This is a genomic window from Dyella sp. 01N36 (genome assembly GCF_056399745.1).
The window spans coordinates 1-14,535 of record NZ_JBFTRY010000085.1 but is presented as its reverse complement, the minus strand read 5'-3'; the positions used below and the strand labels follow the sequence as shown (position 1 = coordinate 14,535).

Below are 14,535 nucleotides of genomic sequence, written 5' to 3'. Positions count from 1 at the left end.
AACGCACCTACGTGGGCTTGCACTGAAACGAAAAAGGCGACCCGATGGTCGCCTTTTTCTTGCAGGCTCAGCTGATCAGCCGCAAGGTGAACGGGTAGCGATAACGCAMGCCCTCATTCGCCCGGATGGCGGCAATGATGGTGAACACCAGCCACGCCACGCCGACCACGATGCCCACCGGGACGGCAATCAGCACGCCAAGGCCCAGGGTGATCAAGGTGAGCACGAACAGCGCAAAAAACACGATGGCCACGGTGATATTGAAGTTGAGCGCCTCTTTGCCCTGATCATTGACGAAGGGCATGGTGTCCTTCTTCACCAGCCAGATGATCAGCGGCCCGAGGAAGCATCCCCAGCCAAACCAATGGCCGGTGATGATGAGGCCGAGCAGTGCAGACAGATGGGCGAACATCGCCCACTGGCGCTCCTGGACGCTGGGAACATCGGACGGCGGCACGGCAGAGCCGCTCGACGGGGGCGGTACGACGGACTCGGGCGGAACGCTCATGCGTACATCTCCTGGGTCGTAAAGGCCTGATTGTTCAGTCAGCTGCTGCTGACGGCCTCATCCTAGCAAGTGTCCGCCCGTATTACCGGTGTAGCTAGTCACTCTCCCGCGATAGTCATCTGCTCCAGCAGAATCGAGCCCGTCAGCAGGTGCGAGCGATGATCCACGTCGGCGCCCACCGCCACGATATTGGCGTACATGTCGCGCAGGTTCGCGGCAATGGTGATCTCTTCCACCGGATAGGCGATCTCACCGTTTTCCACCCAGAAGCCGGCCGCACCACGCGAATAATCGCCGGTGATGGTGGACACGCCCTGCCCCATCACCTCGGTGACCACCAGGCCGGTGCCCATGCGCTTGAGCATGCCGGCGAAATCGTCCTGCCCGGGCTGCACGATCATGTTGTGGATGCCGCCGGCATTGCCGGTGGWTTYCAKGCCCAGCTTGCGSGCCGAATAGCTGCCGAGCACGTAGCGCGCGAGCACGCCGTTCTCGATCAGCGAACTGTCGCGCGTAGCCACGCCTTCCGCGTCGAACGAGCCCGAGCCCTGCCCACGCATCACGAACGGACGCTCCACGATATTCATCCAGGACGGCATCACCTGCTTGCCGGCATGGTCCAGCAGAAAGCTGGCACGGCGGTACAACGCGCCGCCGCTGACGGCGCCAATCAGGTGACCGATCAGGCCGCGTGCCACTTCCGGCGTGAACAACACCGGACTCTGGCGCGTGGACAGCGAGCGAGCGCCCATGCGTGCCAGCGTGCGCTGCGCGGCCTTGTCGCCAAGCGCCTGGGCGCTGATGAAATCCTCGGCCGAGCGCACGCTGTCGTACCAATAGTCGCGCTGCATGCCGTCGTCGTCGCCGGCAATCAGCGCCACGGACAGCGAGTGGCGGGTGCCTCGCTCGCGGCCGACAAAACCATGCGAATTGGCGTAGACGGCCAGGCTTTCGCCCATCTGCACGCTGGCGCCGTCGGAGTTGGTGATGCCCGCGTGGGCGCGGCCGGCGTCCTCGATCTGCTTGCCGAGCTCGATCGCCTGGTCGGTCTCGATGCGCCACGGGTGCCACAGGTCCAGGTCGGGGAACTGGGTGGCCATGCGGGACGCGTCGGCGAGGCCCGCGGCCGGATCTTCCTCGGTGTAGCGGGCGATCGCGCAGGCCTGCTCCAGCGTGGCCTGGATGGAATCGGGGTTGAGGTCGGCCGTGCTGGCCGAGCCCTTGCGCTGGCCGAAGTACACGGTGAGCCCGAAACCGCGGTCGCGCGTGTGTTCGACCGTTTCCACCTCGCCCAGGCGCACGTTCACGTTCAGGCCCGTGTCGATGCTGGCTGCCACCTCGGCCTGGCTGGCGCCGGCGGCGCGGGCCCGGCGAATCACGTCCTCGGCCAGTTGGGCCAGACGGTCGAGTTCGTCGTTGCTGCGGTCCTGGGTGGGGCTGAGCTGGGTCACTCGTCGATTCCTACGGGCAAGCGGGGAACGGGTAGAATACGCGGTCCTAGCCGCGCACCTCCGAAAGTGGGGGTCGCGCACCCGAAAGCAACGGAGCGTCGCGGAGAACGCCATGTCACTGACAGCCGGCATCTACCGTCACTACAAAGGCCAGCGTTACCGCGTCCTGGGCACGGCCCGGCACAGCGAAACGATGGAAGAGGTAGTGGTCTACCAGGCGCTCTATGGCGATTACGGCCTGTGGGTGCGTCCCGCCGCCATGTTCTGCGAAACCGTGGAGCTGGAGGGCGAGCCGATTTCCCGCTTCGCGCTGGAACAGGCCGAACCGGACCTGCTCGACGGCGTCATCGCTGCCCCCTGAGCGTTTGCTCCATCTGTTGGAATACCCCAGTGAATCGCACTTACACCGACAATCCGGACCACGATTACGGCCCGACCCGCACGCAGCAACGCAAGGACGCGCTGGCCGTGCTGGCCTTGGCCGTCCAACTGCTCGAGCTGCCGCCGAGCAAGCTGGCCAAGCTGGAGCTGCCGGAAGATGTGGAGCGCGAGATCGCCAACACGCGCCGCATCACCGCGCACATCGCGCGCAAGCGACAGCTGGCATTTCTGGCCAAGGTGATGCGCCGTCACGACGCCAGCGTGTTTGAAGGCGTCAGGGCCGCACTCGGCGAAAACCGCGATCGCCAACGGCAGGAAACAGCCGCCATGCACCGCCTGGAAGCCACCCGCGATCGCCTGCTGAGCGATCCGGACAACGCCATGAGCGAGGTGATCGCGCAGTATCCGAATGTCGACCGCCAGCACCTGCGTTCGCTGGTGCGCCAGGCCAAGATCGAAAAAGACGGCAATAAGCCGCCGCGGGCGTATCGCGAGATCTATCAATTGCTGAAGGATCTGGCGGGAGGCAGCCGCACGGACGAGGCCGTCGACGAAAACGAAGACGACGCGCCGGAAGAAAACGAGGATTGAGGCCAGCGTGAGTCGCGCACAGCGTGCGCTCCCACAGGATCGAAGTCACCTTGTGGGAGCGCACCCTGTGCGCGACTCAAACCGCCTCAATCTTCAATGGCACTGAACCGCCCGCACGTATCCCGTGGCGACACAAAACAATCGTGCACCTCGCACAACGCACTCGCCCCGATACTCGCGCCATAGGCCGAGCCGAACGACGTCAAACCCGGCACACGCTGCTCCGTCTCGCGCGGATCATCGCAACGATGGCGACAGTGCGCGCAACACGCCGCGAGTGTCGCTACCGCGCTCATCCGCCCAGTCCGTTCCAATAGTTCGCAAACACGTGCACCGACAGCACGTAGCCGATGATCACGTTCACCACCACGCCCGCGGTAAACGCCGCCAGCGGACGCCATCCAGTGGCCGTCAGCGAACGCAGTCGCGTGGTGAGTCCGATGCTCAAGAAGCAGAGCGTGAAAGCCCAGGTACGCAGCGTGCTGATCGGCGCGACCAGATCCGGCGTGACCACCTTGCGATAGTCGACCAGCGAATAGTGGCTGGCGATCCACGTGACCAGGGCTGAGGCGATGACGAAACCAAAGACGAACTTCGGAAAGCGCGCCCAGATCTCTCGCACATCGGCCTTCGCCTGCACGCCATCCTCAGAAGTGTTCCAGCGCGTCGTAGCGATCCACGCCAGCACGAAGGCCCAGATGCCGATCCAGATATCGCGGCCCACCACCTTCATCAGCGTGAACGCCTGCACGGCAGCATCCGGCGCACCCGCAATGGCACCGCCCGCGTTGCGCGCAGCATCGCCGTAAGCCTGTGCCGCCGCTACGCCGGCCGCATCCGCGAATTCGGACGTCCCGATCCAGGCGCCGGCTACCGGCGTCGACAATCCCAGCGCGCGCGACGCAAATGGCAACACGAAGATCATCACAATGGCCCACACCACCACCAGGGTGATGGCCACCGACGTATCTTCGCGACGTGCACGCACTGCGCCGCCGCTCGCAATCGCCGCGGAAACGCCGCATACCGCGCCACCCACACCGAGCACGGCGGCGAATCGCTTATCGAGACCCAGGGACTTGCCGACCAGAAAGATGGTGAAGAACGTGGCGAGCGACACGATGGTCGCCTGCCCCACCGCCACCGGACCTGCCCAGAACAGCAGGGTCAGCGGCAAGGTCGCACCGAGCAGCACGATGCCCACCTTGATGTAGAACTCCACGCGCAGCCCCGACTGGAACCACTCGGGCAACTTGACCGTGTTGGAAACGATCAGGCCCAGCCCCAGCGCGAGCAAAGGCGCCTCAAGGTTGTACCGCGAAGCCTGGACCCACGCAGAAGCCGTGAAGATCAGCAGCGACACCACGAACAGAATCGCAAAGGCGGGCAGAAAACGCGTCAGCGACTGCCCGAGCACGGCAAGTCCCGTGCCGAACAGCAGCGCGAACGCAGCGAACAGTGCGAGATAGTTGGGCCCATGTGCAACAAGGCCCTGCCACGCCTCGGCCAGCGTCTTCCACTTCGCCGGCGCCACCGCCAACCACTTCAAGCTGCTGCCATTGGCAAACAGCGCCCAGGCCACCACGATCACCAGCAGGCCGATCCACACCGACCACCAGTCTTCGTTGGAGAACACGCCCCACTGCGCAGGGCGCGTGGCGGCAGCCGCCTGGGCGCGGGCCTGACCCGGCAGAACTCGTGTCKCTTCGCTCATCGCACCGCCCCTCACCGAAAGATGAACCGGACGTCCAGACGTCCGGGCGGCCAACGGGAAAAGCCGCAGCGGACACTGTCCAGCTGCGGCTCGTCAAAGCGAAATGAGCTTTTGTTCTATCGATATAGCCGCAGACTGGCGGCAGGCAGGCTCTGCAGCGGCGTCAGGACGCCGTGCCACCCACCGTCATCGCATCGACCTTGAGCGTCGGCTGGCCCACGCCCACGGGCACGCTCTGGCCATCCTTGCCGCATACGCCGACGCCTTCGTCCAGCGCGAGATCGTTGCCGATCATCGAGACGCGGTTGAGCACGTCGGGACCGGAGCCGATCAGGGTGGCGCCCTTCACGGGACGCGTGATCTTGCCGTCCTCGATCAGGTAGGCCTCGCTGGCGGAGAACACGAACTTGCCGTTGGTGATGTCCACCTGGCCTCCGCCAAAATTCACGGCGTACAAGCCCTTTTTCACCGAGCGGATGATCTCCTGCGGATCGTGCTGGCCGGCGAGCATGTAGGTGTTGGTCATGCGCGGCATCGGCAGCTGCGCGAACGACTCGCGGCGTCCGTTGCCGGTGGGCGCCATGCCCATCAAGCGTGCGTTGAGCTTGTCCTGCATGTAGCCCTTGAGGATGCCGTCCTCGATGAGCGTGGTGCATTCGGTGGCCGTGCCTTCGTCGTCCACGCTGAGCGAGCCGCGGCGTCCGGACAGCGTGCCGTCGTCCACCACGGTGACGCCCGGCGCGGCGACGCGCTGGCCGATGCGGCCGGCAAATGCCGAGCTGCCCTTGCGGTTGAAGTCGCCTTCCAGGCCGTGGCCGATCGCTTCGTGCAGCAGCACGCCCGGCCAGCCCGGCCCCAGCACCACCGGCATGCTGCCGGCGGGCGCGTCGACGGCTTCCAGATTGACCAGCGCCCCGCGCACGGCCTCATCGGCGAAGCCCATGGCACGGCCGTTTTCGATCAGCTCACGATAGCCATAGCGGCCACCACCACCCGAACTGCCCTGCTCCCGGCGGCCGTTCTTCTCGGCGATCACGGTGACGTTCATGCGCACCAGCGGGCGTACATCGGCGGCCAGGGTGCCGTCGGAAGCGGCGATCAGCACCGTATCCATGGTGGCGGACAGGCTGACGATGACCTGCTTCACGCGCGGATCGCGGGAGCGCGCATAGGCGTCCACTTCGCGCAGCAGGGCGATCTTGTCGGGATTGGGCAGGCTTTCGACCGGATCGATCGCCGGATACAGCTGGCGCGCGCCGTTGAGGGCCAGCGGCTTACCGGCGCCATTGCCACCCTGGGCAATCGCACGGGCGGCCTTGGAGGCTTCCAGCAGCTGCGGCAGGACGATCTCGTCGGAGTAGGCGAAGCCGGTCTTCTCGCCGCTGATTGCGCGCACGCCCACGCCCTGCTCGATGGAGTGGCTGCCATCCTTCACGATGCCCTCCTCCAGCACCCAGGACTCGCTGCGCGAATGCTGGAAATACAAGTCGGCGGCGTCGATGGAGGGGCCCATCAACTGGTTGAAGACGCGGTCTAGGTCGGTGGCGGCCAGGCCGCCCGGCGACAGCAGGCGGCGTTCTGCCTGCGCGATCAGGGAATCCATGAAGTCGGTGCCGTATGCAAAAAGGGGACTTTAGCAAGTTGGGGCCACTCGCCGGGCGTTTAAAGCCTCGTCTGATGGAGCCGGGCCGGGCCAACGGTTAGKATGCCGCCACCCAACCATGACGCGCATGTGAAGGAACACGTATGAGCGACACACCCCGCCAGCCGCTGGCCCACAAGGTGATCGACCGCACCATCAAGGCGCCCATCGAGGAGACCCGCGAGCTGCTGCACAAGGACGGGGCGCTCAAGCCGGGCCACGGCATGGTGAGCAGCATCATCGCGCTGTCGCTGGGCTTCCTGAGCCTGCTGGCGGTGCTGGCCTTCCACTTTCCCCAATACCTGACCACCCCCGACCTGCGGCACGAGTATTCCGTGGACGTGCTGCGCCAGCTGCTGCTGGCCGCCCTGCTAGTCGCGGGCGGCATGTCGCTGGCCAACATCATCCTGGGCCGCGCGCGCCGGCTCAGCATGGTGGCGTTCGCCCTGGTGATCGGCGCGACCGCACTGGGCGGCTCGCGCGTGCCGGTGGGCGATTTTCCTGACCACACGCCGTACATCGGGCTGGACTGGTTCATCCTCGACCTGCTCGGTTCCACCCTGGTGTTCGTGGTGATCGAGAAGCTGTTTCCGCTGTACAAGGGCCAGACGCTGTTCCGCAAGGAATGGCAGACCGATCTGAAGCACTTCGCGGTGAATCACTTCATCGTGGGCCTGGCCCTGCTGGTGGTGAACTTTCTGCTGCATCACCTGTTCGGCTGGCTGGTGCGCAGCGACTTCCAGCAGTTCGTGCAACACACGCCGTTCGTACCGCAGCTGCTGGTATGCATCCTGGTGGCTGACCTGGCGCAGTACTGGACCCATCGTGCGTATCACGAGGTGCCGCTGCTATGGCGCTTCCACGCTGTGCATCATTCGGTGAAGACGATGGACTGGCTGGCCGGCTCGCGCCAGCACATGCTGGAGCTCATCGTCACGCGCGTCGCCGTGCTGGCGCCGCTCTACATCCTCGGTTTCAGCGAGGGCGTGATGAATGCGTACATCATCGTGGTCGGCTTCCAGGCSGTGTTCAATCACGCCAACGTGCAYCTGCCGTGGGGCCCGCTGAAGTACGTGATCGTCACGCCGGAYTTCCATCACTGGCACCACGCCTCSGACGACGAGGCGATCGACAAGAACTACGCCGCGCACTACGCGTTTCTGGACCATCTGTTTGGCACGGCGGTGAAGTCGACCAAGAAGTTTCCGGAAAGCTATGGCGTAGTCGGCGACTACATGCCTGATGGCTTCGTGCGCCAGCAGCTGTTTCCGTTTCGGGGAAGCACCAAGCCGCGAGAGCCTGAGATGTAAGAGCGATACCTGTGGGAGCGCACCCTGTGCGACGGCTTGGGTATCGACCAGGCCGTCGCGCACAGGGTGCGCTCCCACACTTTTTTTTGGAGACGGCTCAGCGCGCGCTGCTGCTCGCCGGCGCCGGCAAGGTGGGGGCGCCCGGCGCGGCCAACGCGGGCGGCACCGGCACATCCTTTTTCTCGATCAAGGTGATCGTGGGCTTGTCCCAGCTGCCCGTGACCTTGTAGCGCGCACTGGCGAAACGATTGATGCCGTGCCCCAGCAGCCCCTGAGCCACGAAGCCGGCGGCAATACCGATCGGCCCACCGACAAACGCGCCGACCACCGGCAAGCTGTTGCCGGCATGCGGTATGGCAAGCACCTGCAGGTCATAGTCCTTGGCACGCAGGCCTGTGCGCCCGGTGATGGAGATCTCCGCTGCCGGACTGCGTATCTGCAGATTGTCGGTGTTCGCGTTCCCATCGCCCAATTTGAAATCGCCGGAAATGGCGTCGAAGGCCAGACCCTTGCCGAACACATCGCCGAAGTCGAATGACAGGCGACGCGGCAGTTCCAGCACGGACACCAGGCCGAACAGGCGCGCCACGCCGGGCGTCACTTCAGGCATGCGACCGTCAGTGATGTTGATGCTCAGCTTGCCGTCCATATTGCCCAGCTCCATCGCCGAGGGTGCGCCCGGCCAGGTGGCATCGAGCTGCGAACGGACCTTGCCGCCGGCTAGCAATCCTTCATAGCCGAAGGCACCGAGCATGTCGCCCATGTTCTCGGCGGCAAAATCGAAGCGCATGTGCGAGTGGCTGTCGTTCGCCGTGCCGTTCCAGTCGCCGACGCCATTGATCTGCACGCCGTGCGACAAGGTGCGTAGCTGGTCGATATGCATGCCCTTGTCGGTCGGCCACGTTTCCAGCCGGGCTTCGCCGAGTTTGGAATCACCGAAACGCAGGTCGTTCACCCAGAGATGGAACGGCGGCAGCGCCGACGGCGTGATGCCGGTGACGGCTGGATTGGGCGGCGCGGCTGACGCGCTGGCGCCCGGTTGTGCAGCCGTACTCTGCGCCGACGTTGCATCGGTGGCGCCACCGGCAGGCTTCTTCGGCGTCACTACATCCTTGGGCCAGTACAGGCGCTGCAATCGCGCAGTTACGCCGCGGCGCGTGAGATCGGCCAGCGGAATATTGAAACGACCCGCCAGCCCGGCGCTGTCGACGTCCACGACCAGGCCATCCGGCTGCGAGCTGGCGAGCAGGTGCATATCGGCAAACGGATGGCCAAACACCATCGCCTGTTCGGCCGTCACATCGATGCTCTCCAGCCCCGGGCCGTTGGCACTGCTGCCCGACGAGGCGTACTGCGTCCAGCCAGTCACATCGAGCTTGCCGGGTCGGCCACGTATGCGAATACCCTTGTCGGGTACCGAATCGGGCGCCCTCGTGCCAAAGGCGAAGGTGGCTGCCAGCGACTGGCTGTCGTTCTGGGGAAGACGCAAGCGTGCGCGTACGACCTGCCCCACGCTCAGCTGCACGTCGCTGCCCTGCATGGGCAGATTCATCTCTACATGCAGCGGCAGCGTCCCCTCGGCCGACTTCTTCAACGGCGTGGGGAAATCGAGCGTCATGCCATTGAGCATCGAATCCACGCTCAATTGCTGCGTGCTGGCGGCCGAGCCCGGCGCCGTGAGGATGTTGAAACCGACGGTAAAGTCGCTACGCCCATCCGCTACCTGGTTGAGCCAGTCGAGCTGTTTGTAACCCTGGGTGAGCTCGGCCATGCTGAAACGGCCAGCGAGCTTGGCCGATAGCACCGTATTGGGTTGCCCGGTGGCGCCGGCGATGGCCAGATCCAGCTTGGCCGGCTGGCCGCGGAAACTCGTATCAAGCGGCCCCGCGTGGAAACCGGCCTTGTCGAAAGTCGCCGGGCCGGTGAGCTTGTCGAGCTTGAGGTTCCACTCCGGCGCGTCGAAATCCACGCCCTTCAATTGCGCACGACCATCGAGGATGAAGTTGCTGGAGTCCGCCACCGGCAAGGACAGGTGGAAATCGAAATCGCCGCTGCCGCCCAGCCGCAGCTTGGACAAGGTGTCCGCGTGATGGATGCCGATGGGGCTGCGCTGCACGAAGTCCATCATGCTGGCGCCCGTGCCGCTGCCGCTCACATTGAGGTCGAGCACGCTGTGGCCAAGTTCCGGAATGATCGCCACCGCGCGTTCGACCTTGTTGCCCAGCGACTCACCCGCACTGGCTTCGACCAACATGCCGCCGTTGATGAAGTTGGCGACCGCCGTGACGTTCTGCGCATGCGGCCAGTCCCGGCCATAGTTGAGCTCCAACCCGCTGAGCTCGGCACGTCCCTCGAAGCGCCCTTCGTTGTGGTGGAACGGCCAATCCTTCAGGTCGCCGCGCACCAGCACATCGGCATGATCCATCTTGCCGTCGACCAATGCCTGGTCCAGCCACTGCACAGCGGCGGGCGACATCGAATCCACGGGCCAGAACAGCTTGGCAGCGACGATATCGGCATGGGAGATGGTGGCGTACAGATCCATGAATGGACGTCCACCCTCATTGGGCAACGCCACTTCGCCACGCGCTTCGCCGCCGAACCCCGCGCCTTCGAATGCAAATGCCTGCGTGCCGATATGCAACGCGTCGTCATCGCGCCAGAACGCCACATCGCCGCCCAGCTTCGACATCACGAACGGTTCGCGGAAGGTGTGCGGAAAGCGCACTACCGTGGCCTGCGCCGGCAGCGAGACGGCCATCGCCTGCGTATCGCCACGAAACTCGCCGTGGATGCCATCGATACCGGGCAACTTGCCGACCGGGTTGATCGCCACGTTGTCGAAGGAGACGTCGAGCGAGCGCAAACCTTCAGCGTGATTCCAGCCGAACTGCGCCTGCGTGATCTGGCCGCGCGGCTTTCCCGTCCCGACCCACTGCGCCAGGCCCGGCGACAACYGCGGCTTGAGCGCCAGCCAGGGCACCAACGGCGCCAGTTGCAGGTTGCGCGCAACGACATCGACGCTGGCCTGATCGGTGTTCATGCCCTTCAGCGAAGCTACGGCGATACCGCCGTCATCCGCCGCCCAGCGTATGGTGTAACTGTCCTTGCCGATGGCCACTTCGGCCAGGCCATCGAGCCCTTCCGCGCTGGCGGTGGCGCCATCGGGATTGCCGAGTTTCAGATCGCTCAGATGAAAACGCGTGAGGCTGCGCACCACGCGCGCATCGCGCCAATCCAGCCAGCTTTCGAACGAACCGCTGCCGCTGTCGGCCGTATAGCCGGCCATATCGATGCCGGTGGACAAGGCGTGCAGGTCAAGATTGCTGCCGCTGATCCACAGCTTGCCGTCCGAACCGTCGTCGCTGAAATTGCCGGCGCCACGCAGTTGGCCCGGCGACCCTTCACGACGCAACAAGGCGCCGACGCGAATGCGGCTGCCCTGTCGACTCAGGCGCAGCTGGTCGGCCAGCAAGGTGAAATGACGATTGATGCGGTTATCAGTGATATCCAGCCGCGTATCGCTCAGCGACAAACCGATCGACAACTGGTTGAAGCCCGGCTTCTGTCGCTCGCCGCCGCCCGCCAGCCCAAAGCCGTTGACGTGCCAGGTGCCATCGGTATCGCGGCTGAGGTCAAACTGCAGGCCACGCGCATGCAGGTTCACCACATGGCGCGATGGCAGCAACCAACCACCCGGATCAAGCTTGAGCTCCGCTTCGGGAATCTGCAGCGGCGCACCGCCGTCGCCCGACCCGATGGTGACGCCACGCATGACGAACATCGGACCGGACGGCTGCCAGCGACCTTCCATCGACTCGAAGGTCACCGGACGATGCAGTTTGGCKGCCAGCTGCGTCTCCACCCATGCAGGGTGCTTGGCCAGCAGCGGCAACAGCAGCTGGCCCAGTCCCATCAGCACGGCCAGCGAAATCACGGCCACGCCGACTACCCAGGCGACAGCCCGGGCGCAGAAATGAGTACGTTTCAACCAGGGTGCGCTCACGACTGGCTCGCGACGCGAAGCGCGGGGCGGCGCGTCTTACAGAAGAACCACATCGAACTGTTCCTGCGAATAATGCTCCTCGGCCTGAAAGCGTATGCTTTTGGAGATGAACTCTTCCAGTTCGGCCACTGCGGCGGACTCTTCTTCCAGGATGCGGCCGACCACGTTCGGGCTGGCCATCACCAGTAGTTTTTCGGTGTTGAACTGGCGCACGGCCCGGGTGATCTCGCGGAAGATCTCGTAGGTCACGGTTTCGGCGGTCTTGAGCGTGCCCCGCCCGCTGCAGGCCGGGCAGGGTTCGCACAGCTGGCGTTCCAGGCTTTCGGTGGTGCGCTTGCGCGTCATTTCCACCAGGCCCAGGGCCGACATGGGGTAGACCGTGGTCTTGGCGTGGTCGCGCAGCAGCCCCTTTTCGAGCATGCGCAGCACCTGGCGCCGGTGCTCCTCGTCGGTCATGTCGATGAAGTCGATGATGATGATGCCACCCAGGTTGCGCAGTCGGAGCTGGCGTGCGGCGGCCTGCGCTGCTTCCAGATTCGTCCGGTAAACGGTTTCCTCCAGATTTCGCGTACCGACGTAACCGCCGGTATTCACGTCGATGGTGGTCATCGCCTCGGTCTGGTCGACGATCAGGTAGCCGCCGGACTTGAGCGGTACTTCTTTTTTCAGGGCGCGCTGGATTTCATCTTCGACGCCATAGAGGTCGAAGATCGGCCGCTCGCCCGAATAGTGCTCGATGCGGTCGTCCAGCTGCGGCATGAACTTGTGCACGAACTTGACGACCTTCTCGAAGGTCTCGCGCGAATCCACCCGCACCTTCTCGATATCGTCGTTGAGCATGTCGCGCAGGCTGCGCAGCGGCAGCGACAGCTCTTCGTAGACGCGCTCGCCGACCTTGGCCTTGACGATGTTCTCCTGCACCACGCGCCAGACCTTGCCCAGGTAGGTGACATCGAAGGCCAGCGATTCGGCGGTCTGCCCTTCCGCATTGGTGCGCACGATATAGCCCAGCGGGTTCTCGCCAATCAGCGAGGTGAGCACTTCCTTGAGGCGCTGGCGCTCGGCCTCCTCCTCGACCCGGGCCGAAATGCCCAGCGTGCGCGCATACGGCAGCAGCACCAGGTAGCGCGAAGGAATCGACAAGTGGGTGGACAGCCGGGCGCCCTTGGTGCCGATCGGGTCCTTGACCACCTGCACCACGATCTCCTGGCCTTCGTGCACCAGTTCGCTGATCGATGGCGTATGGCCATTGCCGCTGGCCACCACCTCCACCCCTTCGGCGGCAGCGGGCACCGGCGGACGCACGATGTCCGAAGCATGCAGAAACGCCGCGCGCTCCAGCCCGATATCGACAAACACCGCCTGCATGCCGGGCATYACCCGCTGCACGCGCCCCTTGTACACATTGCCCACATAGCCGCGGCGGGAGGCCCGCTCGACGTGCACCTCCTGCAACATGCCGTTTTCAACCACGCCGACGCGTGTCTCGCGAGGGGTCACGTTGATCAGGATTTCTTCGCTCACCGGTGACTCCAATGCATGGACGATCTTTATAGCGGCTGCATGCGCACACTGTCGATGCGTGAAAGAGGCTAGGCCGCGCGAGCTCCGCCACGTCGCCAACCAGCGCGCAAATCGCGGGATTTCATGTACCGGCGAGTGTTCCATTAGCTGCGCAGGAATCGGCGGGCTATGCTTGTCCGGATGCCCGATCCCATCCTTCCTGATCTGCTGCGACCCGGCCTGGACCTGGTGTTCTGCGGCACCGCTGCCGGGCGACGCTCGGCCGAGCAGGCGGCCTACTACGCTCATCCGGGCAACCTGTTCTGGCGCGCGCTGCACGCCGTGGCGCTGACGCCGCGGCTTTTTGCGCCGGCCGAGTATCCGCAGCTCCCTGCACTCGGCATCGGGTTGACCGATCTGGCCAAGCATCACGTGGGCAATGACGATGAGCTGCCGCGGGACGCTTTTGATGCAGCAGCACTGCGCGAGCGCATCGAACGCCATGCGCCCCGCGTGCTGGCCTTCACCAGCAAGGCCGCCGCACGTGCCGCGCTCGGGCGCGCGGCTGACTATGGCCTGCAGGAAGAACGCTACGGGCCGACGCAGCTGTTTGTGCTGCCCTCCCCGTCTGGCCAGGCGAGAGGCCATTGGGATCTTGCCCCCTGGCACGCGCTCGCTGCGCTGGTAAGGGCGCGCTAGGCCTGCGTGTAGCTCTCCAGCGCCGACGCCAGATGATCGAACAGGCGCCGCACACGCAGGCTGGGACGCAGGTCCTCGTGCATCACCACCCAAGTCTCCAGCGCCAGCGACACGTCGGCCGGGAATAGCCGGATCAACTGTGCATCCCGCTTCGCCAGGTTCACCTGCATGATGCCGATGCCGAAGCCCGCGCGAATCGCGGCCAGGGCGGCCAGATCGCTGTCCGTGCGCAGGGCGAAGTGTTCCCGCGTATAGGGCATGCCCTCGGGACGCAGACGCCGGATATAGGGCGTTTCGGTGTCGAAGCCGATCAATGCATGCCCTGTCAGATCCGCCAGCGCCTGCGGAAAGCCGTGCGATTCCAGGTAGCGCTTGTGCGCGAACATGCCAAGCTCCACGCGCCCCACGTGCCGAGCGATCAGCGCATCCTGGGTGGGCTGGTGCATGCGGATGGCGATGTCGGCATCGCGTCGCAGCAGGTCGGCGGCCTGGTTGGACGGCGCCAGCTCGATCACGATGCCCGGATGGCGTTCGCGGAAGTCGGCCAGCATCGACGGCAGCACCTCGGTGGCGATCACCTCGCTCGCCGTCAGCCGCACCGTGCCGCTGACCTCGCCACGACCAGCTGAGGCCGTACGCTGCAGCGCAGCCGAGGCCGAGGCCATGGCCTGCGCGTGCGGCAGCAGCTCCCGCGCCAGCTCCGTGGGCACCAGGCCTTGCGGCGAACGGG

General features: G+C 65.0%; 11 protein-coding genes. 4 read left to right on the top strand and 7 right to left on the bottom strand.

Translation table 11 applies throughout. The features are described 5' to 3' along the window. Positions 1-67 precede the first annotated feature (67 nt). Positions 68-508, bottom strand: coding sequence for a DUF4870 domain-containing protein (locus AC1DMG_RS13775; RefSeq protein ID WP_477180629.1), 441 nt, complete (start codon positions 506-508; stop codon positions 68-70). A 98-nt stretch (positions 509-606) separates the two neighbouring features. Then, positions 607-1,959 (bottom strand): metalloprotease PmbA, encoded by a 1,353-nt coding sequence (pmbA, locus tag AC1DMG_RS13770; protein WP_477180628.1) that lies wholly within the window; start codon positions 1,957-1,959, stop codon positions 607-609. 112 nt (positions 1,960-2,071) lie between these two features. Between pmbA and AC1DMG_RS13765 the strand changes: the two genes are divergently transcribed. Together AC1DMG_RS13765 and yjgA are read left to right on the top strand one after the other, a co-directional pair. Next, positions 2,072-2,320 carry a DUF1653 domain-containing protein gene (locus tag AC1DMG_RS13765; RefSeq protein WP_046972880.1) on the top strand — a complete coding sequence of 83 codons (249 nt, stop codon included), beginning with the start codon at positions 2,072-2,074 and terminating at the stop codon, positions 2,318-2,320. Positions 2,321-2,349: 29 nt separating this feature from the next. Continuing rightward, a complete protein-coding gene (gene yjgA / locus AC1DMG_RS13760) occupies positions 2,350-2,931 on the top strand; it encodes a ribosome biogenesis factor YjgA (protein ID WP_477176718.1) in 582 nt (193 codons plus the stop codon). A gap of 292 nt (positions 2,932-3,223) precedes the next feature. Here the strand turns inward: yjgA and AC1DMG_RS13755 are convergent, their stop codons facing one another. Both AC1DMG_RS13755 and tldD read right to left on the bottom strand, forming a co-directional pair. After that, positions 3,224-4,645 carry a YeiH family protein gene (locus tag AC1DMG_RS13755; RefSeq protein WP_477180627.1) on the bottom strand — a complete coding sequence of 474 codons (1,422 nt, stop codon included), beginning with the start codon at positions 4,643-4,645 and terminating at the stop codon, positions 3,224-3,226. Positions 4,646-4,808: 163 nt separating this feature from the next. Then, positions 4,809-6,248: a metalloprotease TldD gene (gene tldD, locus AC1DMG_RS13750; RefSeq protein ID WP_477178078.1), complete on the bottom strand. Its 1,440-nt coding sequence runs from the start codon at positions 6,246-6,248 to the stop codon at positions 4,809-4,811. A gap of 143 nt (positions 6,249-6,391) precedes the next feature. Here tldD and AC1DMG_RS13745 point away from each other — a divergent pair, with 143 nt between their 5' ends. After that, entirely contained in the window at positions 6,392-7,597 is a 1,206-nt protein-coding gene (locus AC1DMG_RS13745) for a sterol desaturase family protein (protein ID WP_477176721.1), read from the top strand. Positions 7,598-7,694: 97 nt separating this feature from the next. On the opposite strand, the gene AC1DMG_RS13740 is transcribed toward AC1DMG_RS13745, so the two are convergent. Beyond that, positions 7,695-11,540 carry a YhdP family protein gene (locus tag AC1DMG_RS13740; protein ID WP_477180626.1) on the bottom strand — a complete coding sequence of 1,282 codons (3,846 nt, stop codon included), beginning with the start codon at positions 11,538-11,540 and terminating at the stop codon, positions 7,695-7,697. Between the two features lie 99 nt (positions 11,541-11,639). Next, entirely contained in the window at positions 11,640-13,127 is a 1,488-nt protein-coding gene (gene rng / locus AC1DMG_RS13735) for a ribonuclease G (RefSeq protein ID WP_477176723.1), read from the bottom strand. 168 nt (positions 13,128-13,295) lie between these two features. Here rng and AC1DMG_RS13730 point away from each other — a divergent pair, with 168 nt between their 5' ends. Beyond that, positions 13,296-13,805, top strand: coding sequence for a mismatch-specific DNA-glycosylase (locus AC1DMG_RS13730; protein WP_477178076.1), 510 nt, complete (start codon positions 13,296-13,298; stop codon positions 13,803-13,805). On the opposite strand, the gene AC1DMG_RS13725 is transcribed toward AC1DMG_RS13730, so the two are convergent. Further along, a partial coding sequence (locus AC1DMG_RS13725) for a LysR substrate-binding domain-containing protein (RefSeq protein WP_477180625.1) occupies positions 13,802-14,535 on the bottom strand: 734 nt, incomplete at its 5' end. The two genes, AC1DMG_RS13730 and AC1DMG_RS13725, sit on opposite strands and share 4 nt — an antisense overlap.